The 22,894-nt window shown below is 60.4% G+C and carries 30 protein-coding genes and 1 pseudogene; 15 read left to right on the top strand and 16 right to left on the bottom strand.

From position 1 onward, the window contains the following. Positions 1–40: 40 nt before the first annotated feature. From B5E41_RS10820 to B5E41_RS10810, 3 genes are all read left to right on the top strand, one after another. On the top strand, positions 41–538 hold the full coding sequence (locus B5E41_RS10820) for a metallophosphoesterase family protein (RefSeq protein WP_088393452.1): 498 nt from the start codon (positions 41–43) through the stop codon (positions 536–538). After that, positions 538–1,080 (top strand): GXWXG domain-containing protein, encoded by a 543-nt coding sequence (locus B5E41_RS10815; RefSeq protein WP_088393778.1) that lies wholly within the window; start codon positions 538–540, stop codon positions 1,078–1,080. Before B5E41_RS10820 ends, B5E41_RS10815 begins: the two co-directional genes overlap by 1 nt. An 85-nt stretch (positions 1,081–1,165) precedes the next feature. Further along, complete coding sequence (locus tag B5E41_RS10810) at positions 1,166–1,684, top strand: hypothetical protein (protein ID WP_088393450.1); 519 nt, start codon at positions 1,166–1,168, stop codon at positions 1,682–1,684. A 40-nt stretch (positions 1,685–1,724) separates the two neighbouring features. Here B5E41_RS10810 and B5E41_RS10805 read toward each other — a convergent pair whose 3' ends face one another. From B5E41_RS10805 to B5E41_RS10795, 3 genes are all read right to left on the bottom strand, one after another. Beyond that, complete coding sequence (locus B5E41_RS10805) at positions 1,725–1,910, bottom strand: hypothetical protein (protein WP_088393448.1); 186 nt, start codon at positions 1,908–1,910, stop codon at positions 1,725–1,727. A gap of 103 nt (positions 1,911–2,013) precedes the next feature. Continuing rightward, complete coding sequence (locus B5E41_RS10800; protein WP_011428390.1) at positions 2,014–2,370, bottom strand: response regulator; 357 nt, start codon at positions 2,368–2,370, stop codon at positions 2,014–2,016. Positions 2,371–2,372: 2 nt separating this feature from the next. Further along, positions 2,373–4,061, bottom strand: coding sequence for a sensor histidine kinase (locus tag B5E41_RS10795; protein WP_088393446.1), 1,689 nt, complete (start codon positions 4,059–4,061; stop codon positions 2,373–2,375). Positions 4,062–4,213: 152 nt separating this feature from the next. On the opposite strand from B5E41_RS10795, the gene B5E41_RS10790 reads away from it, so the two are divergent. Beyond that, entirely contained in the window at positions 4,214–5,512 is a 1,299-nt protein-coding gene (locus tag B5E41_RS10790) for a GGDEF domain-containing protein (protein WP_088393444.1), read from the top strand. A gap of 111 nt (positions 5,513–5,623) precedes the next feature. On the opposite strand, the gene B5E41_RS10785 is transcribed toward B5E41_RS10790, so the two are convergent. Then, positions 5,624–5,827, bottom strand: a complete 204-nt coding sequence (locus B5E41_RS10785) for a hypothetical protein (protein ID WP_245303075.1) — start codon at positions 5,825–5,827, stop codon at positions 5,624–5,626. 126 nt (positions 5,828–5,953) lie between these two features. Between B5E41_RS10785 and B5E41_RS10780 the strand changes: the two are divergent. Then, a pseudogene (locus B5E41_RS10780) lies at positions 5,954–6,298 on the top strand (alpha/beta fold hydrolase); the annotation flags it as partial. 242 nt (positions 6,299–6,540) lie between these two features. Here the strand turns inward: B5E41_RS10780 and B5E41_RS10775 are convergent. Next, positions 6,541–6,945: a hypothetical protein gene (locus tag B5E41_RS10775; RefSeq protein ID WP_064807357.1), complete on the bottom strand. Its 405-nt coding sequence runs from the start codon at positions 6,943–6,945 to the stop codon at positions 6,541–6,543. 300 nt (positions 6,946–7,245) lie between these two features. Between B5E41_RS10775 and B5E41_RS10770 the strand changes: the two genes are divergently transcribed. The 4 genes from B5E41_RS10770 (at position 7,246) to B5E41_RS10755 (ending at position 9,837) form a co-directional block, all read left to right on the top strand. Next, the gene (locus tag B5E41_RS10770; protein ID WP_088393442.1) at positions 7,246–8,139 is read left to right on the top strand and encodes an alpha/beta fold hydrolase; all 894 of its coding nucleotides are present in this window, start codon (positions 7,246–7,248) and stop codon (positions 8,137–8,139) included. Positions 8,140–8,354: 215 nt separating this feature from the next. Beyond that, a complete protein-coding gene (locus B5E41_RS10765; RefSeq protein WP_088393440.1) occupies positions 8,355–8,792 on the top strand; it encodes a curlin in 438 nt (145 codons plus the stop codon). A 63-nt stretch (positions 8,793–8,855) separates the two neighbouring features. Then, on the top strand, positions 8,856–9,254 hold the full coding sequence (gene csgH / locus B5E41_RS10760; protein ID WP_088393438.1) for a curli-like amyloid fiber formation chaperone CsgH: 399 nt from the start codon (positions 8,856–8,858) through the stop codon (positions 9,252–9,254). A gap of 169 nt (positions 9,255–9,423) precedes the next feature. Continuing rightward, positions 9,424–9,837: a curlin gene (locus B5E41_RS10755; RefSeq protein WP_176439373.1), complete on the top strand. Its 414-nt coding sequence runs from the start codon at positions 9,424–9,426 to the stop codon at positions 9,835–9,837. A gap of 68 nt (positions 9,838–9,905) precedes the next feature. Here the strand turns inward: B5E41_RS10755 and B5E41_RS10750 are convergent, their stop codons facing one another. From B5E41_RS10750 to B5E41_RS10730, 5 genes are all read right to left on the bottom strand, one after another. After that, positions 9,906–10,940, bottom strand: a complete 1,035-nt coding sequence (locus B5E41_RS10750) for an L-idonate 5-dehydrogenase (protein WP_088393434.1) — start codon at positions 10,938–10,940, stop codon at positions 9,906–9,908. A 9-nt stretch (positions 10,941–10,949) separates the two neighbouring features. Then, on the bottom strand, positions 10,950–12,356 hold the full coding sequence (locus B5E41_RS10745) for a TRAP transporter large permease (protein ID WP_064807345.1): 1,407 nt from the start codon (positions 12,354–12,356) through the stop codon (positions 10,950–10,952). A gap of 4 nt (positions 12,357–12,360) precedes the next feature. Next, the gene (locus B5E41_RS10740; RefSeq protein ID WP_088393432.1) at positions 12,361–12,933 is read right to left on the bottom strand and encodes a TRAP transporter small permease; all 573 of its coding nucleotides are present in this window, start codon (positions 12,931–12,933) and stop codon (positions 12,361–12,363) included. A gap of 198 nt (positions 12,934–13,131) precedes the next feature. Next, the gene (locus tag B5E41_RS10735; RefSeq protein ID WP_088393430.1) at positions 13,132–14,106 is read right to left on the bottom strand and encodes a sialic acid TRAP transporter substrate-binding protein SiaP; all 975 of its coding nucleotides are present in this window, start codon (positions 14,104–14,106) and stop codon (positions 13,132–13,134) included. 24 nt (positions 14,107–14,130) lie between these two features. After that, a complete protein-coding gene (locus B5E41_RS10730) occupies positions 14,131–14,889 on the bottom strand; it encodes a FadR/GntR family transcriptional regulator (RefSeq protein ID WP_086084051.1) in 759 nt (252 codons plus the stop codon). A 189-nt stretch (positions 14,890–15,078) separates the two neighbouring features. On the opposite strand from B5E41_RS10730, the gene B5E41_RS10725 reads away from it, so the two are divergent. Further along, a complete protein-coding gene (locus B5E41_RS10725; protein ID WP_088393428.1) occupies positions 15,079–15,339 on the top strand; it encodes a hypothetical protein in 261 nt (86 codons plus the stop codon). Between the two features lie 37 nt (positions 15,340–15,376). Here B5E41_RS10725 and B5E41_RS10720 read toward each other — a convergent pair whose 3' ends face one another. After that, positions 15,377–16,105, bottom strand: coding sequence for a Crp/Fnr family transcriptional regulator (locus B5E41_RS10720; protein ID WP_088393426.1), 729 nt, complete (start codon positions 16,103–16,105; stop codon positions 15,377–15,379). 234 nt (positions 16,106–16,339) lie between these two features. On the opposite strand from B5E41_RS10720, the gene B5E41_RS10715 reads away from it, so the two are divergent. Beyond that, complete coding sequence (locus B5E41_RS10715; RefSeq protein ID WP_088393424.1) at positions 16,340–17,713, top strand: sensor histidine kinase; 1,374 nt, start codon at positions 16,340–16,342, stop codon at positions 17,711–17,713. A gap of 160 nt (positions 17,714–17,873) precedes the next feature. On the opposite strand, the gene B5E41_RS10710 is transcribed toward B5E41_RS10715, so the two are convergent. Together B5E41_RS10710 and B5E41_RS10705 are read right to left on the bottom strand one after the other, a co-directional pair. Further along, complete coding sequence (locus B5E41_RS10710) at positions 17,874–18,113, bottom strand: DUF6894 family protein (protein ID WP_088393422.1); 240 nt, start codon at positions 18,111–18,113, stop codon at positions 17,874–17,876. Positions 18,114–18,185: 72 nt separating this feature from the next. Beyond that, positions 18,186–18,485, bottom strand: a complete 300-nt coding sequence (locus tag B5E41_RS10705; protein ID WP_088393420.1) for a hypothetical protein — start codon at positions 18,483–18,485, stop codon at positions 18,186–18,188. A gap of 271 nt (positions 18,486–18,756) precedes the next feature. Between B5E41_RS10705 and B5E41_RS10700 the strand changes: the two genes are divergently transcribed. From B5E41_RS10700 to B5E41_RS10690, 3 genes are all read left to right on the top strand, one after another. After that, positions 18,757–19,128: a hypothetical protein gene (locus B5E41_RS10700; RefSeq protein WP_088393418.1), complete on the top strand. Its 372-nt coding sequence runs from the start codon at positions 18,757–18,759 to the stop codon at positions 19,126–19,128. 128 nt (positions 19,129–19,256) lie between these two features. Then, positions 19,257–19,559, top strand: a complete 303-nt coding sequence (locus tag B5E41_RS10695; protein ID WP_088393416.1) for a hypothetical protein — start codon at positions 19,257–19,259, stop codon at positions 19,557–19,559. Continuing rightward, positions 19,556–19,738 (top strand): hypothetical protein, encoded by a 183-nt coding sequence (locus B5E41_RS10690; RefSeq protein WP_088393414.1) that lies wholly within the window; start codon positions 19,556–19,558, stop codon positions 19,736–19,738. Before B5E41_RS10695 ends, B5E41_RS10690 begins: the two co-directional genes overlap by 4 nt. On the opposite strand, the gene B5E41_RS10685 is transcribed toward B5E41_RS10690, so the two are convergent. The 3 genes from B5E41_RS10685 to B5E41_RS10675 all read right to left on the bottom strand — a co-directional run bounded on the left by B5E41_RS10685 (position 19,730) and on the right by B5E41_RS10675 (position 22,046). Beyond that, entirely contained in the window at positions 19,730–20,455 is a 726-nt protein-coding gene (locus B5E41_RS10685) for a Crp/Fnr family transcriptional regulator (RefSeq protein ID WP_020919113.1), read from the bottom strand. The genes B5E41_RS10690 and B5E41_RS10685 overlap by 9 nt on opposite strands. A 104-nt stretch (positions 20,456–20,559) precedes the next feature. Beyond that, positions 20,560–21,543: an alpha/beta hydrolase gene (locus tag B5E41_RS10680; protein ID WP_088393412.1), complete on the bottom strand. Its 984-nt coding sequence runs from the start codon at positions 21,541–21,543 to the stop codon at positions 20,560–20,562. Positions 21,544–21,548: 5 nt separating this feature from the next. Next, positions 21,549–22,046 (bottom strand): DUF4142 domain-containing protein, encoded by a 498-nt coding sequence (locus B5E41_RS10675; protein WP_088393410.1) that lies wholly within the window; start codon positions 22,044–22,046, stop codon positions 21,549–21,551. Positions 22,047–22,206: 160 nt separating this feature from the next. Here B5E41_RS10675 and B5E41_RS10670 point away from each other — a divergent pair, with 160 nt between their 5' ends. Then, positions 22,207–22,719: a ferritin-like domain-containing protein gene (locus tag B5E41_RS10670; protein ID WP_088393408.1), complete on the top strand. Its 513-nt coding sequence runs from the start codon at positions 22,207–22,209 to the stop codon at positions 22,717–22,719. Positions 22,720–22,894: the final 175 nt, after the last annotated feature.

Genomic DNA, 22,894 nt, shown 5'->3' with positions numbered 1-22,894 from the left:
GTCGGCTTCCCAAGTGGGCGGACTGCGCCATCTCTGTCAGATGATTTATTTTACCGGCGATACCCACTTTGCAGATCCCCGCGTCCTTCGCATCGACCGACGCCCCTTTCCCGACATGGCGTCCCACGACGTAACGCTGATCCGCAACTGGAACGAGATCGTTGATGCGCAGGACGACATCTGGCATCTCGGCGACTTCATGTCCTTCCGCGGCGGCGATTGCGACCAGCTCCTTTCGATGCTGAACGGGCGGAAGCACCTCATCATCGGGAATAATGATCCCCCGACGACGACCGAGGCGACAGGCTGGGCAAGCGTTCAGCACTACAGCGAGATGACGCTGGACGATCATCTGCTGATCCTGTGCCATTACCCATTCCGCACCTGGAACAAGATGGGCAAGAAGTCGATCAATCTGCACGGACATTCCCATGGCCGCCTCAAGCCCCTGCCCCGCCAGTACGATGTCGGCGTCGATGCGCAGGGCCTCAGGCCGGTGTCGCTGCAAGCCCTGTTGTCAACGAAGCCGGGGTCATGATGCCGCTGAAAAGCGCTAAGCGACAGAACGAAATGACGGCCTGGTTCTCTTCGCTGGCTCCGGTCCAGCCGATCGAGATGCTCGGCCTGTGGCGAGGTGCGGGCATCCCATCGGATCACCCGCTCGACGGTGTGCTCGAGAACCTCGGCTGGTTCGGCAAGCGGTTTCACGCCGACATGCGCGCCGACGCCCTCCTCTTTCAGTGGCGGTCGGATCGGCTGGTGGCGATCGACCCCGGCATTTTCCCGATCAGCCTGGCCATCAAGGCGGCGCCGTTCGGCCGCACCCGGATCGCTCGGAACTGGTTCTCCTACCTGCAGAAGGCGCTGCGGGCGCGGGGTACGACCGCGTCGCTGAGGCTTCAGACCTTCGATAACTTCGCCACAGCTGCTATGATCTACGACAGGCAGCCGATCGCCGACTATTTCCGCAGAACGGGAGACGACGAGGTCGCTGGTATGATGTGCGTCGACGGCGATGCCCGTCGTTATTTCTTCGAGCTCCGCAGGATCGATGCCGCATCGCAGCGACGGAGTGGATGAGGCGAGGGCAATGGTTGCACGAGTGCCGCGACGGGGAACAATCTGCTCCTCTCGTGAGTTAGGCCATGCAACCCTGGGGGATTTCATGCGTGCTGCTCTGATCGCGACTTTGCTTTCGCTCTCCTGCTTGCCGGCCGAGGCAACGGCGTCGGAGGCAGGATTTCTCCAGTCTTTGGCCGGTGAGTGGAGCGGAACCGGAATGGTCCTCACCAAGATAGGCGGCGCGAATCTGAAGGTCTCCTGCACCCTGCGATCTGATGCGGGTGCATCTGCCGTCTCGATGAATGGGACGTGTCGCAGCCTTGCCGTTTTCACCAGGAGCTTCTCGGCGACCGTAAATGCCGCCGGAGAGCGTTATACCGGCAAGTACGTGGGACCATCGGGGCTGCCGTCGAAGCTTGCCGGGAGCAGGAAAGGCGCCGCCCTCAACCTGCGTGTGACCTGGGCGCGGCTGGTCAACGGCGACCGAGATGCAATTTTAACGATTGAGAAGGTCGGGCAGAACAGGCTTCGACTGCAGACCGTCGACAAAGACCCTGCTTCCGGCCAGCCGGTCGTAACCAGCCGCATCGATTTGCAGCGGCCTTCCATGGCAGAAAGATAGCCGGTCGGGCCGCTGCACTCAGCGGAGCGACGACTCGATTTCAGTGCCTTTTGGCGTGACGGTCGCCGCGGTCGCCTTCTCCGGGCTTCACATCATTTTTTGCCCGGCGCCGCTTGTCTGCCGAGAGCGAGCGGCTAACGTCCGCTGACTCGGTGAAGCGACCCCGGTCGTCGCGGCGGACGTAGCGCTTGTCTGTGCCTGTATCGATGAGTTCGCGTTTGGACATGGTGGTCTCCTGCTGTTGCAGTAGGGAAAACGCGGGAGATTCCAAAAGGATGCATTATCGGCCGCGTCATTTCCAGTCGAGCAGCCATGCCGCGGCCGAAGTCCTACGCGGCCATGCTGACGAGCGCATTGGTAAGCTGCCGGATATCGTAGGGCTTGGAGAAGAAGACGACGCGCTCGGGCAAAGCGCCGGCGTCCGGCTGCTTCATGCCGGAGACGATGATGATTTCCACGGGCGGCCAGCGGTCACGGACAGCCTTTGCGAGCATCAAGCCATCCATGCTGCCCGGCATGTCGATATCTGTAAACAGGATCCTGATGCCGGGCACTCTTTCGAAGAGCATGATTGCCTCGTCGGCATTGCGTGCCTCCAGCGCTTCAAAGCCTGCCTCCTCGACGATGGCGACCGCCGTCATCAGCAGCAGAGCCTCGTCCTCGACCACGACCACCTTGGTTTTCATCTCTAGCTCGTATGCTTTACATCCCGGCTCAGAAGGTCAACTTCGCCTCTGGCAACCGGTTCCCCGATTGAAAATATTACTTCGAAGATGAGGCCTTCGGTGTGGTAGTCCACGCGGGATCGCGCCTGCGCCTTCGACGGGAAGGCACGTTCAATGAGCACCGAGCCGAAGCCCTTTTTCGTCGGCGTCGAGACCGGCGGTCCACCGGCTTCCGTCCACAGAAGGAGGACACGTCCATCGTCGTGTTTCCATTCGATGGTGACTGTTCCATTTTCGCTGCTGAGGCTTCCATACTTGGTTGCGTTGGTCGCCAGCTCATGAATCACGAGCGAGAGCGGCAGGGCGGTGTCCGCCGGAAGAACCACGTCCGGTCCGTCGAGAAGAATGCGCTCGGCTTGCGAGGCGACATGCGCCCGCAGGGCTGCGGAGAGGATATCCCGAATGGGCGAAGCCGACCCCTCCCGCGACAGGATGAGGTCATAGGTACCGGCGAGGGCTGCGAGCCTCTCGGCGAAGGAATTGTATCTCTCCGGATCGGACCGCGAGAAGGTTTGTCTGGCAATCGCCTGCACGAGCGTGAAGCCATTCTTGACGCGATGCGCCAGCTCGCGGACGAGCAGGCTCCGTTCCTCCTCCGCCTGCTGATTTTGGCGCCTGCGGTCTTCGAGTTCGTCGAGCAGCCGATCGAAGGTTGCGCCGACGAGCCCCAGCTCGCCCGGTCCCTTCATGCCCGTCCGCGCCGTCGTCTGACCGCTGCGCCAACTTTCCATCACATCTGCGATCCTGGAGATCGGTACCAGGATGAAGCGGTTACCGATAAAGATCGCGGCGACGAAGGCGAAAAGCGCACCGCCGATGATGGCGAGCGTATTCATCAGCGTCGCCCGATCGATCGGCGCGAAGACCTCCGTCTTCGAAAAGCCGACGCTGACATAGAGGGGGCTGGAAGGCAAGGCTATCGGGCGGTAACCGAGGATGCGCGCTGTTCCGTCCTGGCTGGTGATCTCGATGACATCAGGCTGTTCGGCGTGGATCAGCCGCTGGTATTCCTCGGGCAAAATCGTACCGACGAACTGATCGGGAGAGGGGACGTGCGCGACGATGGTTCCCTTGCCGTCGGCGATGGTCACCGCATTGCCGGGAGCAACCTCGCGTTCGGTGATGCGGTTCTGCAGCCAGTCCAGCCGGATCCCGCTGACGATGATGGCCTTGATGATATCGCCTTCCATCAGGGGTATCGCGAGCGGCAGCACTGGGCGGTCGGAAAGGCGACTCTGCGTATAGGTGCCGACGGAAAAGTTCTTGGTCTCCAAAGTCTGCTTGAAATAATCGCGGTCGGAAAAGACCACGCCTTTCGGGAAAGCCATGCTTCCGCAGATCGGCCGCCCATCGAGCCCGGCGACGAAGATGGTGCGGATGTTGGGAATGTTTTCGGCAACCGATTTCAGGGCGTCGTTGCAAGCCGGGACGTCGAGGTGCCGGACGGAAGGCATTGATGACACGGAGACGAGAAGGGCGTGCAGGCCCTCAATAATCCGTTCGACTTCCGACGAGGCTTGCCTCGCCGCCTGCGCAGCGGAGGTGCGCACTTCCTCGTTGCGCTGGCGGCGGAGCGCGACTTCGTTGTAGAAGAGCATCGCAACCACCGGCGCCAGCGCCGCGACCGCAACTGCAACCAGTTTGAGTCTCATACTGTCCCCTCCCGGAAGAGGGTTGGTAGCATGATCGCGACGATCCGGCCCAGACCGCGCGCGCAATCTTGTTTACAAAATATCAACATACGAATCCCGATGCGGTTGCGTAAGCCTTGCCGAGCGTTGCATCGCGGCTAGTTAAATCAAAGATGAGAGATGCCAAAAGCACTTCCTATGAAACCTCTCCAGCCGGGTCTGTGCCGCCACGGCCGTTGACTGGCGCAATGGCGGATGAGGTCGAACGTCTTTTATCGGGCCGAACCCGCGATATCCGCCTGACGGGCGAGCTGCGCCGTCGTTTTGATGAAAGGTTGTGGCGGCAGACGGCGAAGGTCATCCGCTCCTGGATGATTTGGGTCGCGTTTGTCGATGTTCTGACGCTGGCGCTGAACGCCGTCCTGCTTCCGAGACAGATCGTTCTGTCGATGATTGCTCCCGCCTGCCTTTTGCCGCCGGCGGCAATTTTGACCGCAGTCGTTTGGAACAAGCCGCGCCCGGCGGCCGTTCAGCGGGCGTCGCTGCTTGTGGGAATGTTCCTGATTCTCCTCTCGGTCGGGCTCGTCGGCGTTTTTGCCGGCGGCGAATTTTACGAGCGGCATCTGAGCATCATGTTATTCGTCGCGACGAGCGCCATCACCATCTTCAGCGTGCCGCTGGCCTGGACGATCGCAATCGCCTGTTATGCCCTTTGTCTCTACTTCATCCTTCAATGGCACAACCCGCTCTTGGAAGCGGGCAGTGTCGTCGCCGCGACCCTGTTCTTTTCCTGTGGGATCATCGCGACGGTGGTCGCCAGACGCACGATGAACATCCTGGCGCAAAAGACATTTCTTCTGGACTGCAGGGATCAGCGCCGTGTCGCGGAGCTTGCCGACGCGAACGCCCGATTGGAGCGGCTGGCCAGAACCGACCCGCTGACCGGGATCGCCAACCGCCGTTGGATGATGGAAACGCTCGAGAGCCTCTGGCGCCACGGCCGTGAGACCGGCATCGTCGCCATGCTGATGTGCGACATCGATCACTTCAAGGGGCTAAACGACAAGCTCGGACATGGCGAAGGCGATCGCTGCCTCGTCAAGGTTGCCGGCATCATCCAGAGCTGCGTGCGCGCCGATCGCGATCTCGTCTCACGACATGGCGGCGAGGAGTTTCTCGTCGTGCTTCCGGATGTCGATGAAGAAGAGGCCGTCGCGGTCGCCAGGCGAATACGCGAGAGCGTAGAAGCGGCCGCCCTGCCGAACCCGGCCTCCAGCGTCGGCCCCTCGGTGACGCTGAGCGTCGGCGTGGCGTTCAAGTCGAGGGCCGACACCGGTGTTTCCCTGGCTAATCTCCAGCACGAAGCCGACATGGCGCTTTATCGCGCCAAGGAAGCCGGACGCAACCAGGTCTCGATCTTTCGTCGTCCGCCTGCTGCCGCCGGGCAGACCGCCGCGCGACGCCAGGGGTAGCGGATAGGCAGATCGATCAGAGTTCCCTCTCGCGATCGATCATCCAACTCGTAGCCAACATAATCGACGATCGCGGGAAGGTCGGCTCTATGGCCACTCGGATGATCGAGGTCATCGGATCACCAGGATCAATACCATCGCGACGGCGGAGATGAAGCCGGTGACGCTCAGACCGAACGTCAGATATTCGGCTGCCCTTTGTCCGTGATGGCCAAGCTCCACGTTTCCAAGCACCGCCGCGAAGCCTCCGGCTAACCAACTCGCTAAGGTCAATATGCCGAGGAGAAGCGCCCAGTGTGTTGCTGTGTCCATCATCTTGCTCCGGTTACGGCTACTTTCCTCGCAAGGGAAACGCTCCTGCGTGTGTCTATCAGTAACAACACAGCCGCCTTTTTGTTTCCGCGCGGCATCGCGCTTTCGCATTGCGAACCTCATCGCGCAGCAGCCGATGCCTTTGCCGTCGTCGAGGCGCTCGGCCTGAAGAATGTCGTGCATGTCGGCCATTCCACCGGTGGCGGTGAGGTCGCCCATTATGTGGCCAAGCATGGCGAGCCTGCCGGCCACGTCGCCAAGGCCGTTCTCGTTTCGGCCGTGCCGCCGCTGATGCTCAAGACCGAGGCCAATCCCGAGGGCCTGCCGATGGAAGTGTTCGACGGTTTCCGCTCCGCACTTGCCGCCAACCGCGCGCAGTTCTTCCGCGACGTTCCAGCTGGGCCGTTCTACGGCTTCAATCGAGATGGCGCCAAGGCGCAGGAAGGCGTGATCCAGAACTGGTGGCGTCAGGGGCACGAACACATTGATCGTCCTGCCGATCGGATTTCTGAACGGGCTTCAGAGCATTCTAGGAGTTCTCCGCTCTCGCGGGGCCGACGTGACGGCGATCGGCTGAATCCAAGACCTCGCACCTTGGCACGATCCGCGTTGGCCGCCCGAAAACTCCTCGTCATTCTCAATGCAAAAGTACGAGATGCACGAGGAGAATTCGAACATGCGACGTGGCAATCGAGATAGTCTATTTCCCGATTGGATCAGCGCGCCCGGGAGACGCCGGCCGGACTCGAAGCTTCGCTGCCCGAGAAGATGATGACGGCGAACATCAGCACGCCGGCGAAGGCGATGAGCGAGGAAATGGCGACAATCGGTTCCATCGCCGTGTTTCCAGAAAGCAGCAGATAAAGGGACGGGATCAGCACCGCGACACCGAAGGTGTAGACGACGTACTGGATCATCGCCAGGCGCTTCTCGGCCTTGTGTGGATTGAGCGCGTGGTAAACGCCGAAGAGCGCCATGGTGACCCAGCCGAGCAGGTTGGCATGGGCATGGGCCCCGGTCGGTGCGTGATTACCCGAGATCGACATGTGAAGGCCGACCGAGATGCCGGCGATCAGAAAAATGATGGCGGTCTTGAAGTAAAGATTTGCGATGCGTGGCATTGGTTTTCCCCCTCTGTTGCCGACGAAACTTAGCATGTTTTCAAGCTTCTGAGAACGAGCACATCAGAGGATCTTTGGAGCACCAGCCCTGTTATCAATATTAGAATATAAATATTGCCGGGCGGCGAGACGACACTAGAACAACATTGCCGACGGGCGAAGCAGGCTAATCCGGATGGCACGTGTCCATGGAATTTGTTACGGCGGCCTGCCGCAGGCACGCTCCGGGTAGAACAGGTTGGTTGAACTAAGCCAAAAGCGTCACGGAACCGAGAACCAACTGTGGGCGTTTGTTGGATCATGTTGAAGCAGCAGGCATTTTGCCCCCGGATCGGCACGATTTACCAGTTCGACAAGCAGCAGGTGCATGTTCTGGAGAGCGGCGACTTGAGCGCAAGACCGATCCTTGTCCTCCATGGCTGTGGGAGCCTGGCTGAAGAGGTTCTGATTCCGTTTGCTCAGAGCACGTTCCGCATGGTGGCCCCCGATCGCCCGGGCTACGGTTTCAGCAGCCCTCTTCCTCTTGCTGAACGAGGACCGATAGGCCAATCCTTTTGGCTCGAGCGCCTAATTGATGCAATGGACCTGCATTGCGTCTCGATCGTAGCCCACTCCATCGGCAGCGCGCCGGCACTTCATCTGGCAGCGCGTCGGCCGGAGCTGGTGAACGGATTGCTTCTGATTTCGCCGTGCTGCAGGCCCGTCCCACCGAAACCGCTGCCCATCCTCCGGGCATCCGTTGCTCCGGTTGTGGGATCCTTGATCCGCCAGCATGTAATCAGCCGATGGGCAGCGTTTTTTCTCGACCGTGGTCTGCGGTCGTCATCCTTTCCAAACACGTTGCCTCCCCAGCTGTCGGTGTTGCCGGCCGCTCATATGGTCAATCCGGGCGCAATTGAAACAATGGCTAACGAGCTGCGGGCCTTCAACAAAGACATGGAACTGCTGCCGAAGCTGCCCGGCAATCTGCCACTGCACGTCCTGTTCGGTTCGGAGGATCGCATAGTTCAGCCGGCCTGGCATATCGATGGCCTTCGGCAGAAACATCCGAGGCCGATGATCAGGGTGATCGAGGGCGTCGGCCACCTTCCACATCATGTTGTGCCAGCCGTAGCCCGACAGATGCTGAGCGACCTTGTGAGGGAGCGAGCACAGCAATCTTCCAAGCGGCAGCATTTGGCTGGTGTCGCGTGAGTGGGCGCTCCTATCCCTCGCCTCAACTCTCGAGCGGGATGCGGTGCACAATATCTCGCTGAAAGACGCTGCAGCCGTTCGTCACCCATGGCTGACACTGCGCCGATCTCTGCGAATGAACCCCGACTGAATGATGCCTTCAGCTTCCGTTCCGAAGGGAGCGTCTAGAAGAAAGACGTTCAACCGCGGTCTTTTCCGCCTCAGGAGACATATTCATGATCCGCACGTCTGTCATTGCAACCGCACTCGTCGCTCTCGTCGGCATTACCGCCGCAGCCCCCGCCATAGCCAATGATGTTCGTATCGAACAATATGGCTGGTCGAACTCTGCCGGTGGGGCACAGGAAGGATACGGAAACCGGATCAGAACCTACCAGAACGGTGGCTACAACCGAATTCTCGGCCGTCAATATGGTCATCATAATCTTTCAGCTGTCGGTCAGGAAGGCAACGACAACTATGGCGCCACCTATCAGCACGGCAACCGCAACGTAGCGGGCATTGGCCAATTCGGCTCCAGCCATACGACCATCCTTACCCAGGATGGTAATGGCAACATCGCGGCCGGCGTCCAGGTCGGCCACGGCTGCAGCGCCAATGTCAGCCAGGGCGGCAACGGCAATGTCGCCGCTTTCGTCCAGGCCTGCCCGTAAGCGGCTGCAGGATGCCGTGAAACAGGTCAGGATCGCAACAGCAGACCACCAGGGGAATCGACCATGCCAAATAGCATCAAACATCCGCGCCGCGCGATGACGATTCTCGCGCTGGTCCTGCTTCCCGTCGGCGCGGTTTCCGCCATGACGACAGCCAACCAATCTGACCGGGCGCAGCTTTGCGAAATCAAAGCGACCCCTGGGGCAGGTATGGTGAGACTGGACGCGCTCGTCCACGCTGACAAGCATGTCGGCGGGACTTACACCTTCCATGTCGAAAAGGTGGGAAACGGCGGAAGCTCCACGATCAACCAGAGTGGCGATTTTGATGCCATCGAGGGACATGCGGCAATCCTTGGTTCGGTCTCGCTCGACTCGAAAGGAGCCAAATACAAAGCCACCCTGAACGTCGTCGTCGGGGATGAGAGTTTCAGCTGCGTGAAGCAGATCGGCGGCAACTGATCGGCCTCCACGTTCTACAGTTTTCCAAAAGGGCGCCGTTTCCGGCGTCCTTTTGCATTCAATCAGGCCGAAACGACTGAACGACAACTGAACGGGCAATTCCGACTGGGTTCAGCTGCAAGATGCGAAAGCTGATCATCGGCTGAGGCAGCCGGAAATGGAGATCAGAATGACCCGCAACGTGTTTAAGATCCTTGCCGTCACCCTTCTTGCCGGGAGCCTGGGCCAAGTAGCCTTGTCTGCGCCAGCCTATGCCGGCGGCCGGATCTCGTTCAACCTCGCACCGGACAATGCCCAGGATGCCCGACTTTTTTCAACCGGGCTGCGCGTCTATTCCCTCTACCGCGGTCTGAAAGATGCTGACATCCGGCAGCTGGGTCGGGGTAACGCGGCTGGTATCGCTCAGGCCGGCCGCGGCAATCTCGGCTTCGTCAGGCAACGGGGCAATGGTCATTCCGCAACCTTGCGGCAGAACGGCAACAACAATGCCTATGGCATTTTCCAGTATGGGCGAAATACTGAAACGGACGTCGTGCAGGATGGGGATAACGGCAGTGGTGCTACCTTCAGCTATGGCTGGTAAGGCAGTTTACACCCCGGGCGCGACCGGTCAGCGCCCCATGCGGAATCTCTACAGCGAGTATTAAGCCGCTAAAATGTAAGCTGTACCTTACAGGCGGCCGTACGGTCGCCGGCAAGGGTGAAGGCGGCGGCGGCTTCTTCCAAGGGTAAGCTGTGGCTGATGATCGGCCGGACATCGATCTTGCGGCTTGCAATCAGCTTGGCGGCAGTGGCGAATTCCTCGTGGAACCGCTGCGTTCCGTGGATATGCAGCTCCTTGCCGACAATGGCGTTGAGCGGGACCGGGATCTCGCCCGTGACGCCGACCTGGACGAGGGTGCCGCGCGGCCGGACGGCGGCGATTGCGCTGCGGATCGCGGGTGCGGCGGCCGAGCATTCGAAGACGAGATCGAAATAACCCTTGCCCGCTTCGAATTCGGCAAGTGCCGCAGCCCCTTCGGAAACATTGATCGTGCGGCTGGCGCCCATCGCTTTGGCTCTTGCGAGCGCCGCATCGGCCAGATCGGTCACCACGATCTCGGCCGCACCATGATGGCGCGCGGCGGCAACCATCAGGCAGCCGATCGGGCCGGCGCCGGTGACGAGGACGCGTTTGCCGGATATCTCGCCGGCGCGCGATGCGGCATGCAGGCAGACGGCGAGCGGCTCGCTGCAGGCCGCTTCCGCAGCGGTCGTCTCGGCTCCCATTTCGAAACATTGCCGGGCCGGCACCACCAGCCACTCCCGGAACATGCCCTGCTCATGCGGCAGGCGCATCGCGCTGCCCATGAAACGCATATCGAGGCAATGGATCGGCAGTCCTTTCACGCAGTATTCGCAATGGCCGCAAGGCTGACTTGGATTGACCGCGACCAGTGTGCCGGCTTTGAGCTCGACCCCCTCGCCCGCCTGGCTAACCCTCCCCGAGGCCTCGTGGCCGGGGATGATCGGCTCGCGCACCCTGACCGGCCCGAAGCCGCCGTCCTGATAGTAATGGAGGTCGGAGCCGCAGATGCCGGCGGCCGCCATCTTGAGAAGCACTTCGCCTGGACCGGGAGCCGGGACTGTGTCCATTTCCACTCGGAGATCGCCTTTTTGGTAAAGCCGCGCCAGACGCGTCTGCATCCTATCCTCCTATCTCAACAGTCCTAGCTGCTGCGGCAGCCAGAGCGATACGGCGGGAATGAAGGTGATCAGGATCAGCGCCAGGAACAGCGGCACCAGCCACGGTACGATCGCCATTGTCGTGCGTTCGACCGAAAGCTTCGCCACCCGTGAGAGCACGAACAACACCATGCCGAGCGGCGGGTGAAGCAAGCCGATCATCAGGTTCAAGGTCATGATCAGGCCGAATTGAACGGGATCGATGCCGAACTTGGCGACAATCGGCAGAAGGATCGGCACGAGGATGGTGATCGCGGCGATCGTATCCAGGAAGCAGCCGACGAAGAGCATCAGCAGGTTCACCAGGATCAGGAACACCCATTTATTGTCGGTGATCGACAGGATCGCATCCGAGAGTAGCTGCGCGGCCTGGCTGACCGTCAAGAGCCACGCGAAGACCGACGCGGCGGTGACGATGAAGAGCACCGACGCCGTCGTTTCGATCGTATCGAAGCTCGCCTTGGCGAGCGTCGAGAGCGTCATCGTGCGGTAGCGCACGAGGCCGAGGAAGAGAGACCAGAGCACAGCCGCGACCGCTGCCTCTGTCGGCGTGAACCAGCCCATCGTCATACCGCCGATCAGAATGACGGGAGTCATCAGCGCCATGACAGCGGAGAAGCCGAAATACCAGTCGAGCGCCAGGAGCACGAGGAGGGCAATACCCGCCGCGGCGTTCATCGAGAGGCCGGCGCGCATCATCAGATAGATCGCCACAGGCACCATCAGGACGACGAGGATTTCCATGCCGGCCGACAGGAGCTCGCGCACATTGAACGGCGCGTCGGAACCCCAGCGTTTGCGATAGGCGAAGGCGGCGACGGTGATCATCATCAGCAGCGTCATGACGACGCCGGGCAGGATGCCGGCCATGAAGAGAGCGCCGATCGAGACGTTCGCCATCATGCCGTAGATGACGAAGGGCAGCGACGGCGGGAAGATCGGCCCGAGCGTGGCGGAGGCGGCCGTCACACCGACCGCCGCTTCGACGGGATAGCCATGGTCCTTCATCGCCTTGATTTCGATCGTGCCGATGCCGGCCGCATCGGCGAGCGCGGTGCCCGACATGCCCGAGAAAATGACGGAGCCGATGATGTTGACCTGCGCCAGCCCGCCCTTCATCCAGCCGACCAGCGCGACCGCGAAGGAATAGATACGGCCGGTGACGCCGGCGGAATTCATCAGATTGCCGGCCAGGATGAAGAAGGGCACGGCGAGCAGCGGAAAACTCTCGACGCCGGCGATCATGCGCTGGGCGACGATGATGTCGGGCGCCACGCCGTAAAGAACGATGTAAAGCACGGAGGCGACGGCCATCGAAATGGCGACGGGCACCCCGACCAGCATCAGCAGCAGAAACGAGCCAAGAAGCAGCAGCATCGGGTCATCCTTCGACGGATTGGAATTCTTCCGGGCGCTCCAGGACAGAGTAGCCGCGGCGCATATTGGCGATGAAGACGATCACGGCGCGGATCAGCATCAGCACGAAGGCGGCTAGCACCGAGTAGAAGACGATGTTGCGCGGCAGCTCGATGGTGACCATCTGCTCGTCGGCGACGATATCGACGTAACGCCACATCAGATAACAACCATAGGCGAAGAAGCCGATGCGGACGATATCGACGAAAGTGGCGAGCACGCGCGCCAGCCCCGACGGCATATAGTGATAGAACACGTCGACCTGGATATGCCGCGAGGTGCGCACGCACATGACGGCGCCTAGAAAGACGACGCCGATCAGGCAGTTGATCGCGATTTCCTCGGTCCATGCATAGCTGTCGTTCAACACATAACGCGTGAAAAATTGCAGGAAGACGCAGCCGGCCATCAGCCAGAAAACGATCAGCGTGATCCAGTCCTCGACGGCATAGTCCGCGACGTTCGCCGTCGGCGCGTGCCCTTCGAATTCGTGACCGATTTCCTCGGCCGTGATTGGCGTGTGAATTTCTTGCGACATGATCGGTCTTGTTCCGGTTGGAGAAGGAGAGCGCAGGACGCAGATGGCACCCGGCTTGAGGCTGCTGGGCTCGCTCCTCGCTCGACGTTATCCTCGGCCTTGTGCCGAGGATCTGCTGCCCCATCGATCTGAGGCAGATGCTCGGGACAAGCCCGAGCATGACGAAGGAAGAGTTGGCGGATGTCGCGCCCAAGGCGCTTACTGAATCGCCCGGATCGCTTCCCAATCGGCCTTCTCGTAGCCGAAGTCCTCAAACTTTACCTGTTCCATCACGTTCTTCTCGAAATCGCCCTTGTCGACCTCGGTGACGTTGAGGCCCTTTTCCTTGAAGGTCGCAACCAGGCTGTTTTCCTTGCCGGCGATCGTCTTGGTCGTGCGCTCGGCCGCCTGCTGCATCACTTCACCGAAGATCTTCTTGTCCTCGTCGGAGAGCTTCGCCCACAGCTGTTTCGAGATCACGGTGTTCAGGTGATCGACGATGTGGCCGGTGAGGATGATGTTCTTCTGGACCTCGTAGAACTTCTTCGCCTCGATCGTCGTCAGCGGATTTTCCTGCGCCTCGACCGTGCCATTCTGCAAGGCGAGATAGACTTCAGCAAAGGCGATCGGCGTCGTGTTGGCGCCGCAGGCGCGCGGCATGGCGAGATAGGCGGGAACATCAGGCACGCGGATCTTCAGGCCCTGCATATCGGCGCATTTGGCGATCGGCTTGTTCGAGGTGGTGTGGCGCGTGCCGTAATAGCTGACGGCGGCGATGTGGTTGCCGGTCTTGTCCTCATAACCCTTGGCAAGCCGCTTGAAGACGTCGCTCTTGGTGTAGGCGATCAGGTGGTCCGGGTTACGGAAGATATAGGGAAAATAGGTGACGCCGATCGGCTTGTAGTCGCGTGCGGCAAAGCTTGATCCGGAGATGATGATGTCGACTGTGCCGAGCTTGAGGCCCTGGTTGATGTCGGCTTCCTTGCCGAGCTGCGAGGCCGGATAGACCTCGATCTTGTAGCGCCCGTCGGTGCGCTTGGCGATCTCTTCGGCAGCCCAGACGGAATCCGTGTGGAACGGCTCCGAGGTTTCATAGACATGCGCCCATTTCAATACCGTCTGTGCATGCGCGACCGCTGTCGTCGCCATGATCGCGGCTGCAGTGCACAGTATCGTTGCCAGTCTGCTCTTCATTGCTCTCTCCTCCCGAGCTCGGGTTTAAGTCTTGGTGGCTCCTTTCGCAGCCGCCTTGTCGCGGCCGCGCTCCTCCTCTCCCGAAAACTCCTCCCCGAAGCTCTCGGAAAATCTTTTCTGCGACAGGGTGAGATGGGCACGCATCGCAGCTTTTGCGCCTGCCGTATCGCCGGCGGCTATTGCATCGCGGATCGCCCGGTGCTCATCGACGGCACTGCGCCATGTCGGCGGCCCCTCGAAATGGCTGGCCAGCTTCGCGAAATAAGGGGTCATGCGCATGTCGAACATCTCGCCCGTCACGCGGATCAGGGTGGCATTGCCGATGATGGCGGCAATTCCGGTATGGAAGGCGCGGTCGGCGGCGAGCACAGTCGCCGCATCGTCGAGGCCACCGCTCATGCGCATCAGCGCCTCATCGAGCACGGCGATGTCTTCCGGCCCGGCGCGGGTTGCCGCCTCTTCGGCGATGGCGCACTCGATGATGGCGCGCGCCTGCAGCAATTCGAAAGGTCCCTCCACCGGCTCGCTTTCGCTTGTCGCCATGCTGATGCCCTGCCGGCGCACCACATAGATGCCGGAGCCCATGCGAATGTTGACGAGACCTTCGACCTCGAGAACGATCAGCGCCTCGCGGACGGTCGGGCGCGAGACCGACAATTGCTCCGCCAGCTCGCGCTCGGCCGGCAACTTCTGACCGACGACAAGCTCGCCGCCGGCGATCATCGAACGAATCTGATCCGCTACCTGTCTGTAGAGGCGGCGCGATTCAACGGGCGAAAACATTCTGGCCTCCTCGGCGGCTTCTCCTCAAGCACGCAACTGGTCAACTGGCCTGACCAATTCGATTAATAGCACCGTGGCGGTTGTGCGTCAATGCGTCGCATGAACTTCGAACGCGCATAGTCGGCGTCGGCGACCGTGGGAACCTTCACCGTCTTCACAGGTTCGAGGCCCGACATTGGGAGCATCACGATGAATTATCTCTGGCTTTTTGCAGTGGCGGGAGGGGCGGCCCTTCTCGGAATTGCGCTTGCTTTCGGAATGATCAAGCAGGACGGGCGCCGGTCGGTTGCCGCCATCGCTTGCGCTTTTGTGGTGGCCATCGGCGCGCTCGGACTCGGCATCTATGTCCAGAAGGCGCCCACAGCTCCATTGCGCGCCTCCGATAGGGAGGGGTCGCAGAACAACCTTCCGGCGGCTGCGACGACCGAAAAGGATCTGCCGGGAAAGTGACCCTTGAGAGATCGTCGATCCCGGTGCGCGACGTACTTCAGCGCCTCAGTGCCAGAGACGGGCGGTCGATCACCGGCCAGCCACGTCCTGTGATGCCAGGGAGGTCGTAGGCGTCTGCTGCGAAGGCTTCGAGGGATGCGCGGTTGCGGATGATTACCAAGCCGCGGGTGGAATAAATGAGATGCTCACCCTCCAGGATGTGTAAGGCATCAGTGACGCTGGAGCGGCGGACTCCCAGCATCGTGGCCATATATTCATGCGTGATTTCAATTCTTTCGCTGTCGAGGCGGTCATGGCACATCAGAAGCCATTTCGCCAGCCGAACGTCGATCTTGTGAACGGCGTTCGACAGTGCGGTATTGGCGACCTGCACGAAAAACCTATGGAGAAAATGGGAGAGCAGCCGGCCGACGGCGGGCCGGTCGGCGAGGAAACATGCCAGAGCGCCGGCTTCCACGCGGCGCCCGTGACCGCCAACCTGCATCATGACGTCGAATGAAAACCGCTCCGCGCCCACCGTCAGGGCCGGCGGCGACATTCCGTCCCTGCCGAGCACGCCGATCTCCGCCTTCCTGCCCTCGGGACTTGTCGCCACCATGGAAGCAATGCCGCTTTCCAGGAAATAATAATGGCTGACAGGCGTACCCAAATGGACGAGCGCGAAATCGCGTGGAAGAAGAAGCGGTTCCAATATGCGTTCCAGAGCCAGAAGCTCCGGATCCGCCAACTGTGACAGAATGAGATTTTCGCTTTGGAACGCACGCATCGCTCTGCTCTTGTTTGGCAAGAGGACACTGTCTTCCAGCCGCCGGCGCCACAAGGTCCGCTCGACCGTACGAAAACTATGAACCCCGCGATGGCCGATTGCAAGGCACGTCGCCGTAAACTCCTATGATCGACGGAAGGTTCCGGAGGCCACTTTTGTACGGAAGCGAACTCGGTTGAGAACTTACTGTAGTAAGTGCTAATGTAGCTGACGGCAATTCCATGGGGCGCAGGCATGGATCAATATCCCCTTTCGAGCGACGAGGCGGAAATCTATCGGCACATCGTCGAGAGCGCCCGGGACTATGCGATTTTTGCGATGGATCGCGACGGCACCGTCGTGACGTGGAGCGCCGGTGCGACAAATCTCTTCGGCTATTCGGCGCCCGAAATCATTGGACAGAGCAGTGCCGCCATCTTCACGTTCGATGATCAGCTTGCAGGGGCGATGCTCAAGGAAATCAGGCTTGCGTTAACCACCGGACGCGCCGACGACAATCGCTGGCATGTGAGAAAGGACGGCAGTTCGTTCTGGGCTTCGGGACTGATGATGCCGCTTCGCAACAATGCCGGCGAGACTTACGGCCTTCTGAAAATCGTCCGCGACCGGACGCAGATGCTTCATGAGGACGAAGCTCGGCGCGCCAGCGAAGAGCGTCTCCAGCTTATTCTAAAAAGCGCGATCGACTATGCGATCTTCGCTTTCGACCGGGATGGGCGGATCATCAGCTGGAACACCGGCGCCTGCCGAATCTTCGGGTATGAGCAAGACGAGATTCTCGGTTGCGACGCCCATATACTCTTTCTTCCCGAGGACCGGGACGACGGCGCCCTGGAGCGCGAGATGAAGACGGCGTTGGAGCGCGGCCGCGCGGAGAACGAGCGGTTTCACTTACGCAAGGACTGTTCGACATTCTGGGGCAGCGGATTGACAATGCCGCTTCGCTCCCAGCGCGCCGGCTACCTCAAAGTGCTCCGGGACGATACCGCGCGTCATTTTGCCGAAGAACACCAGCAGATCATGCTGCGAGAGATGAGCCATCGCGTTAAGAACAGCCTGGGCCTTGTCGCGGCCATGCTTGCCATGCAGGCACGTTCGACCAAGCAGGAGGAGGTCGGACAAGCCCTTCGCGATGCGGAAGCGCGTGTTGGAACCATCGCCCAGGTGCACGATCAATTATGGCGTCAGCCGGATATCGAAACGGTAGATCTGGCAGATTTCCTGTCGAGCCTCTGTCAGCGCCTGCAGCAATCGACCTCCCGCCACGCGGTATCCGTCGACGCTGATCCATGCATGGTCGATGCCGACCGGGCGATCCAGATCGCTCTACTCGTCAACGAGCTGGTGACCAATGCCTTCAAACACGCCTATCCCGATGTCTCCGGCGCCGTCACGGTCAGTGCCCGCAGCATTGCCGATGAGATCCGCCTCGAGGTCGCCGACGACGGACGGGGTCTGCCAGCGGAAGTGCTGTCCTTCGAAAACGATGGGAAAAGCCTGGGAATGAAGATCGTGCGCGCGCTCGTGCAGCAGCTGAAAGCGGAGATGCATATCGAGGATCGTGCGCCCGGTACCGGGTTCGTGATCCGCTTGCCGAGGTCAGGGTGAAAGGCTTCTGTCCTTGAAGGATGGGCAGTGCGGCCTTCCGGCACATCTTCACCGTTCCTCCTTCATCCCCTGTATCTCAAGAATGAATATTTCTACCGGGAGTGTGGCATTTCGAAGCGGGAATATGAACGTTTGATTGCCCTGGCGGTCCACGGCTTCGCTATTCGGCACTCGTGATCGTATCGGCGAAAGGCACGATCAGAAGCAGGGTGCCCTGTTCATCGTAGATATGGATCTTTCTCGCTGAGGTGTCTTTCCCCGAAAGAACCGCTTGGCTCATGAGGGCTCTCTCATCCTGAACGGCTTCGCGCCCGGCGTCTTCGATGGTTGCCAGTTGCGAACCTTCGGGATCGACGACCGTGCCGGTGCCTGAAGCGACGTTAAAACAAAATCTTGGCATCAGCTGCCCCGTCGTTGCAGAATCAATGCCATAACGTTGGGTAGGTTCCGCTGAAAAGAGCCTGGCCGGCTTCTATCCATCGTGACGCTTCGTCCGTCCGACTTTCTCATGTGCAGTTGCGCAGGGCGGCGCATCCGGTGTGATCAGCAGGTCCTCCGGATCCAGATTTACATGCCGCATCAGCCCGGCAAGCTTGTGCTTGTCCCGGATGCCGCATTCGAACCAGGATACGAGTTCCCTGGCAACATGTTCGGCGGCCGGGCTGGCGATCACGCATGATTTCTCCTGACACCATTCCTCAAGGACCGTGGTCAGCATTGCCACGTCATCAGGCTGTAACGCCGGTTTCGTGATTCCCGCGTGCTGGATCATCCGCTTCCTCCCCATATATGCGAAGATCCTAAACTGCGGATCTTCGATTTCAACCGCCGGTGCGGAAGCGTACGGACAGGACGATCGGGGCTTGATCCGGTCCGCCAGGGGAACAAGGCGACCCGGCCGCGGTTCGGCGATCACGACGAATGAACGTCGCCTGATAGGCTCGAATCTGGTAGGCACGGTGCAGGCGCGGACCGCCTGATGCTTCGAACCGCCGTGAACAGGATGATCACCCAAAAGCCAGGATTACATTAGGCAGTTCGCCATGAAATCGCTCAGCCCGATTGCCGGCAAGACGATCCTTATCATCGGTGAGGCCGGCTTCCTTTCGAACGATGCGAGAAAGGCATTTCTCGCGCTAAAGGCGGTGCTTGCCGGTCCTGTCGTCGTTTCCAGCGCGATTGAGTGTTTGAGCGAGGGCCTCTTGTTCGATGCCGTGATCATCGACGTGACGATTTCCGACCAAGCCATGCTCTGGATGAACGAATGGCTGGAGACGCGCCGAATTCCTTTCATCTTTGCCCATGGCGAGCGGTCTGAAACACCGCCCGGCGGCTTTGTCGTCAGCGGGCGTCCTTCCGATATCGACGCGATGATTGCCGCTCTGTTCGGAGGAGACCCGTCTTATTATCACTAGAGGGCCATGCGTCCGTTAGCACGGTGCGTGAACTGTTCAGTTCCGTACAATTAAGGACGAAGAGTTGTTTCAGCCCCAATTGAGTCCCATTATTCTAAACGCACGGTGAAAGCTTCGGGACCAGGGTCATGCTCGATTCTCAGTCCATCCATCTGAAAGCGCTTGATTCAACCGATCTTCAGCGTCTGCAGACCGTTTTGAATGTGATCGGCCGCGAGGCCGACATGCCCTTGCGCTCGCCTGACATGCAGGAGGTCGCCGCGCTGCTCATTCGCCTTTATCGTCACGGCTTGACCGACGAGGACAAGCTGTTGTCTGTCGGGCGTTTGGCGTCGGCGAAAAAGGGGCTCTCCCCAACTGCTGCAATCACGGCGGGGCGGAGATCGAAACGACCGGCCGGTCATCTCAGTCTGACGAGGAGCAGCTCATGAACGACGGTGAAAATGCGCGGGCCGACGTCGAAGGAACCGATAAGGAGACCGCGGATGCGAGGAAAAACCCGCCGGCCGGTCCTCACGCCAAGGATCATCTCATAGACGAAAGCAAAACGCCCGGCGCCGGCTCGCTGCCCGAGAAGGACGAGCAGAGCATCACGCCAGGATCAGGCTGAGCGGGCGAGATCCTTTCCAATCAGCCGCCGATATTCCTCCTCGGCAGCGCCATAGGATCCATGCGCCTCTTCGATCAATCCCCGCCTGTTGAGGATGACGATCTGGCGTCGCGTGGACCGGATCAGTCCTTTGCCTTCCAGCAGATGCAGCGCGACCGTGACGCCGGCGCGGCGTACCCCGAGCATCACCGCGAGAAACTCGTGGGTCAGCCAGATGGTCGCGCCATCGGTCCGGTCATGAACCATCAGCAGCCATCGCGCCAGCCGCTCCTCGAGCTTGGCATGGCCGTTGGCGAGCACCGTCGACGTCGTCTGGGCAAGCAGCGCCTGGACATAGGCGAGAAGCAGGCTACGTAAGGGGCGGCTTTCTTCCATCGCGGTGGAAAGGACCACTGCCGGCAATTTGAAGCCATGACCGGAGACTTGCATGAACGTCCGGTTCGCGGATTGATTCCCGCCGAGAATCACTGCCGCGCCCGTCATGCCCTCGCGGCCGACGATGCCCACTTCGATATCGCGACCGCCCGGAAACCTCGCCACAATCGAGGCAAGCCCTGATTCGAGAATATAGACGTCGCTGACCGGGCTATTCTCCATTTCAAGGATCAAAGGCACCTCGAGATCGACCCGCTCGAGATGCGGCAGCAGGAGTTCCTGCTCCTGCGGGCCCATTGCGCGCAAAAGTTCATTGCGAAACTTCAATTGTTGGTCATCCATGTCCATCCGCGCATCTGTGATGCGACCCTTGCTGCGGGCGAACCTCTAGAATCATTGAGCAATACATTGTGCAATAGCGTACAGACTCGTAGGCCTGCGCTCGATCAGCCCCTACCCGCACTCGCAGTGCGGTCGAGCGTCTGCGATATCCACGCTCTGACAAGGCTGTTTGCTCTGGCTGCCAGTTTGGTCGGGAAGCGGTTGAAGCCGTGCGGGGCCTCCGGGAAGACGACGCAGTCGGCATTGCCGTTTTGGCTCTGCCATCGCTCATACATCAAGATGCTGTCGTCGAGGATCGGATCGAGCGCCCCCGCGACCAACAGGGCCGGAGGCAGGCCCGAGAGATCGGCCGACAACGGACCTTTCGCCTCGCGCCCGGAAAGGCTTGGCGTCAGTCGCTGCAGATTGCGGAGCGCCGATTGCCCGTCTATCACCAGACTTCTGCCCGTCGAGAGCCGCAGGCTTTGCGAACCGCCGAGATCGAAAGCGCCGCACACCGAAACAAATGCGACGACGGCCTCCGCCTTGCGGCGTTGGCGCAGATGAAGAAGCGCTTCTGCAGCGAGTTGAGCGCCTGATGACTCGCCGCCGAGGACGAGATGCTCGACCTCGAACTCGGCAAGATGATCGGCCAGCCATTCGATCGACGCCTTGCTGTCCAGAAGAGCAAGGTCTAGCCGGTCGTCGGCGGCATTATGAAAATCGACGCCGGCCACCACCACCTGACAGTCTTTGGCGATCGGGCGGGTGATGCCGTCGTCAAGGCGGGCGTCGCCCATGACCCAGGCGCCGCCGTGGAAATGGACGTAGAGGCCGCGGCGGGCTCCGTTCGGATGGATTAGCCTGAGGCGGATGCGCTTGCCATCGGCCAAGACAGTGCGAGTGACAACGTCCCTGTGGCGCCGCAACCCGTCCGGCACCAGGAGTTGCGCTATGTGGATAGCGGCCTGCACAGTCTTGGCGTTCCAGCGTCGATCGGTATTATAGCTGGGAAGGAGCCGCAGCAGGGCATTGAGCCTGCGGGCGCCGCCGACCTCGTGGGACGTGAGCGGCGCCAGCCGCGGGTGCGATGCTGCTCCCGGAGACACGTCCCTCACTTCGCTGCCAGCCCCTGGATTCGGGTTAGATGCATTCTAAGGTCCGGCAGTATCTTCTGCGACGCGCGCTTCAGCGCCCCATCAGGCCCATTCTGTGAATAATCATCAAAAAGCGCCACTGCATCCTGATGCGCCGTCACTTGCGTCGAGAGATAGGCCTGGTCGAGATTTTCCAGGTCGCTCTGCTGAAGCGCTTCAAGCTTCTTTTTATGCTCGTTGCCAATGGCTGTCGGTAGCTGCACACCGTCCTTCTTGGCTGCATCGGCAATTACCGCACCCGCGCGCTCATGATCGTTCAGCATGTCGTCGGCGAACTGTTTGGCGTCACCTGCCGCCCCCTTAGCAATTTCGATTTTTGCCGCCTCCATCTCGAACATGTTCGAGATTGTGGCGGTGGTGGCGAAATCGCTTGCCGCTCGACGGGCCGCCTCATCGGCAGCCAAGGACGGCCCCGCGGCCAAGAAGAGAAGGCAAAGGTTGAGTAAGAGCCGCATCATCGTTCTCCGTGTTCACTCGGTTGAGGCAGGCAATGCGCCCGAACAACCGGACCGGGGGACGGTTCCCATAATCGAAGACAGTTGCAGTCAACCTTTTAAACGCCCGGAACCAGGAGGAGTCGTTGCGGTTAGGGACTTTCAAACAAGGAGGCCAGCTATGCCAGAGAAGGAAATTCGTGACGTCTTCGTCGTTGGACTGAGGAATGCGCATGCCATGGAAAACCAGGCGCTCAGCATCATGAAGCCCCAGTTGAAACGGATCGACAACTACCCGGAGGTCGCAGCAAAGCTAGATCAGCATATCCGCGAGACTGAAGGGCAGATCAATCGCTTGGAGGAGATTCTCGACGGTCTTAACGAGGACAAGTCGATGCTGAAGGACTTGGCGCTGTCGTTCACCGGATCGATGGCAGCGCTTGGCCACACGGTCGCCGGCGACGAAATACTGAAGAACGCCTTTGCCAATTTTGCTTTCGAGCACTACGAAGCGGCGGCTTACAAGTCGCTGCTGGCAGTTGCCGAGGCGGGTGGATACGGCGCCGCCATGACCGGGCTTCAGGCCAATCTGGCAGAGGAGTTGGCGATGGCGGAATGGATCAACGACAATCTCGCCGCTCTGACGAAGAAGTTCCTCTCGCTGCGCGAGGCAGGTGAGACGGCAAAGGTTTGAGAACAATCGGCGGACGGAATGAGCGTCCTGACGGCGATCGCCTGTCGAACGATGTCATCGTCAACGCCGTCTTTGTCGACCCCACCGGCAAGTCCTGCACGACGCCTTTCGTCGATTCCGCTCAAAGCGGGAACCAAGGGAGGGTTCGTGAGTTGCGTGCGTGGAGAGCCGGATA

It is taken from the genome of Rhizobium esperanzae, assembly GCF_002204185.1.
GTDB lineage: Bacteria > Pseudomonadota > Alphaproteobacteria > Rhizobiales > Rhizobiaceae > Rhizobium > Rhizobium esperanzae.
Note: the sequence above shows the minus strand (reverse complement) of the source record. Positions and strands in the feature narration are given on the sequence as shown.

Excerpts from the sequence above, each read along its gene's own strand:
- B5E41_RS10735 (WP_088393430.1), bottom strand. The coding sequence starts at position 14,106 with ATGAAGAGCAGACTGGCAACGATACTGTGCACTGCAGCCGCGATCATG.
- B5E41_RS10730 (WP_086084051.1), bottom strand. The coding sequence starts at position 14,889 with ATGTTTTCGCCCGTTGAATCGCGCCGCCTCTACAGACAGGTAGCGGAT.
- B5E41_RS10725 (WP_088393428.1), top strand. The coding sequence starts at position 15,079 with ATGAATTATCTCTGGCTTTTTGCAGTGGCGGGAGGGGCGGCCCTTCTC.
- B5E41_RS10770 (WP_088393442.1), top strand. The coding sequence starts at position 7,246 with ATGTTGAAGCAGCAGGCATTTTGCCCCCGGATCGGCACGATTTACCAG.
- B5E41_RS10675 (WP_088393410.1), bottom strand. The coding sequence starts at position 22,046 with ATGCGGCTCTTACTCAACCTTTGCCTTCTCTTCTTGGCCGCGGGGCCG.
- B5E41_RS10755 (WP_176439373.1), top strand. The coding sequence starts at position 9,424 with ATGACCCGCAACGTGTTTAAGATCCTTGCCGTCACCCTTCTTGCCGGG.
- B5E41_RS10720 (WP_088393426.1), bottom strand. The coding sequence starts at position 16,105 with ATGCGTGCGTTCCAAAGCGAAAATCTCATTCTGTCACAGTTGGCGGAT.
- B5E41_RS10715 (WP_088393424.1), top strand. The coding sequence starts at position 16,340 with ATGGATCAATATCCCCTTTCGAGCGACGAGGCGGAAATCTATCGGCAC.
- csgH (WP_088393438.1), top strand. The coding sequence starts at position 8,856 with ATGCCAAATAGCATCAAACATCCGCGCCGCGCGATGACGATTCTCGCG.
- B5E41_RS10790 (WP_088393444.1), top strand. The coding sequence starts at position 4,214 with ATGAGAGATGCCAAAAGCACTTCCTATGAAACCTCTCCAGCCGGGTCT.
- B5E41_RS10820 (WP_088393452.1), top strand. The coding sequence starts at position 41 with ATGATTTATTTTACCGGCGATACCCACTTTGCAGATCCCCGCGTCCTT.
- B5E41_RS10685 (WP_020919113.1), bottom strand. The coding sequence starts at position 20,455 with ATGGATGACCAACAATTGAAGTTTCGCAATGAACTTTTGCGCGCAATG.
- B5E41_RS10805 (WP_088393448.1), bottom strand. The coding sequence starts at position 1,910 with ATGTCCAAACGCGAACTCATCGATACAGGCACAGACAAGCGCTACGTC.
- B5E41_RS10710 (WP_088393422.1), bottom strand. The coding sequence starts at position 18,113 with ATGCCAAGATTTTGTTTTAACGTCGCTTCAGGCACCGGCACGGTCGTC.
- B5E41_RS10810 (WP_088393450.1), top strand. The coding sequence starts at position 1,166 with ATGCGTGCTGCTCTGATCGCGACTTTGCTTTCGCTCTCCTGCTTGCCG.
- B5E41_RS10785 (WP_245303075.1), bottom strand. The coding sequence starts at position 5,827 with ATGATGGACACAGCAACACACTGGGCGCTTCTCCTCGGCATATTGACC.
- B5E41_RS10740 (WP_088393432.1), bottom strand. The coding sequence starts at position 12,933 with ATGTCGCAAGAAATTCACACGCCAATCACGGCCGAGGAAATCGGTCAC.
- B5E41_RS10795 (WP_088393446.1), bottom strand. The coding sequence starts at position 4,061 with ATGAGACTCAAACTGGTTGCAGTTGCGGTCGCGGCGCTGGCGCCGGTG.
- B5E41_RS10775 (WP_064807357.1), bottom strand. The coding sequence starts at position 6,945 with ATGCCACGCATCGCAAATCTTTACTTCAAGACCGCCATCATTTTTCTG.
- B5E41_RS10750 (WP_088393434.1), bottom strand. The coding sequence starts at position 10,940 with ATGCAGACGCGTCTGGCGCGGCTTTACCAAAAAGGCGATCTCCGAGTG.
- B5E41_RS10700 (WP_088393418.1), top strand. The coding sequence starts at position 18,757 with ATGAAATCGCTCAGCCCGATTGCCGGCAAGACGATCCTTATCATCGGT.
- B5E41_RS10745 (WP_064807345.1), bottom strand. The coding sequence starts at position 12,356 with ATGCTGCTGCTTCTTGGCTCGTTTCTGCTGCTGATGCTGGTCGGGGTG.
- B5E41_RS10765 (WP_088393440.1), top strand. The coding sequence starts at position 8,355 with ATGATCCGCACGTCTGTCATTGCAACCGCACTCGTCGCTCTCGTCGGC.
- B5E41_RS10670 (WP_088393408.1), top strand. The coding sequence starts at position 22,207 with ATGCCAGAGAAGGAAATTCGTGACGTCTTCGTCGTTGGACTGAGGAAT.
- B5E41_RS10695 (WP_088393416.1), top strand. The coding sequence starts at position 19,257 with ATGCTCGATTCTCAGTCCATCCATCTGAAAGCGCTTGATTCAACCGAT.
- B5E41_RS10815 (WP_088393778.1), top strand. The coding sequence starts at position 538 with ATGCCGCTGAAAAGCGCTAAGCGACAGAACGAAATGACGGCCTGGTTC.
- B5E41_RS10800 (WP_011428390.1), bottom strand. The coding sequence starts at position 2,370 with ATGAAAACCAAGGTGGTCGTGGTCGAGGACGAGGCTCTGCTGCTGATG.
- B5E41_RS10690 (WP_088393414.1), top strand. The coding sequence starts at position 19,556 with ATGAACGACGGTGAAAATGCGCGGGCCGACGTCGAAGGAACCGATAAG.
- B5E41_RS10705 (WP_088393420.1), bottom strand. The coding sequence starts at position 18,485 with ATGATCCAGCACGCGGGAATCACGAAACCGGCGTTACAGCCTGATGAC.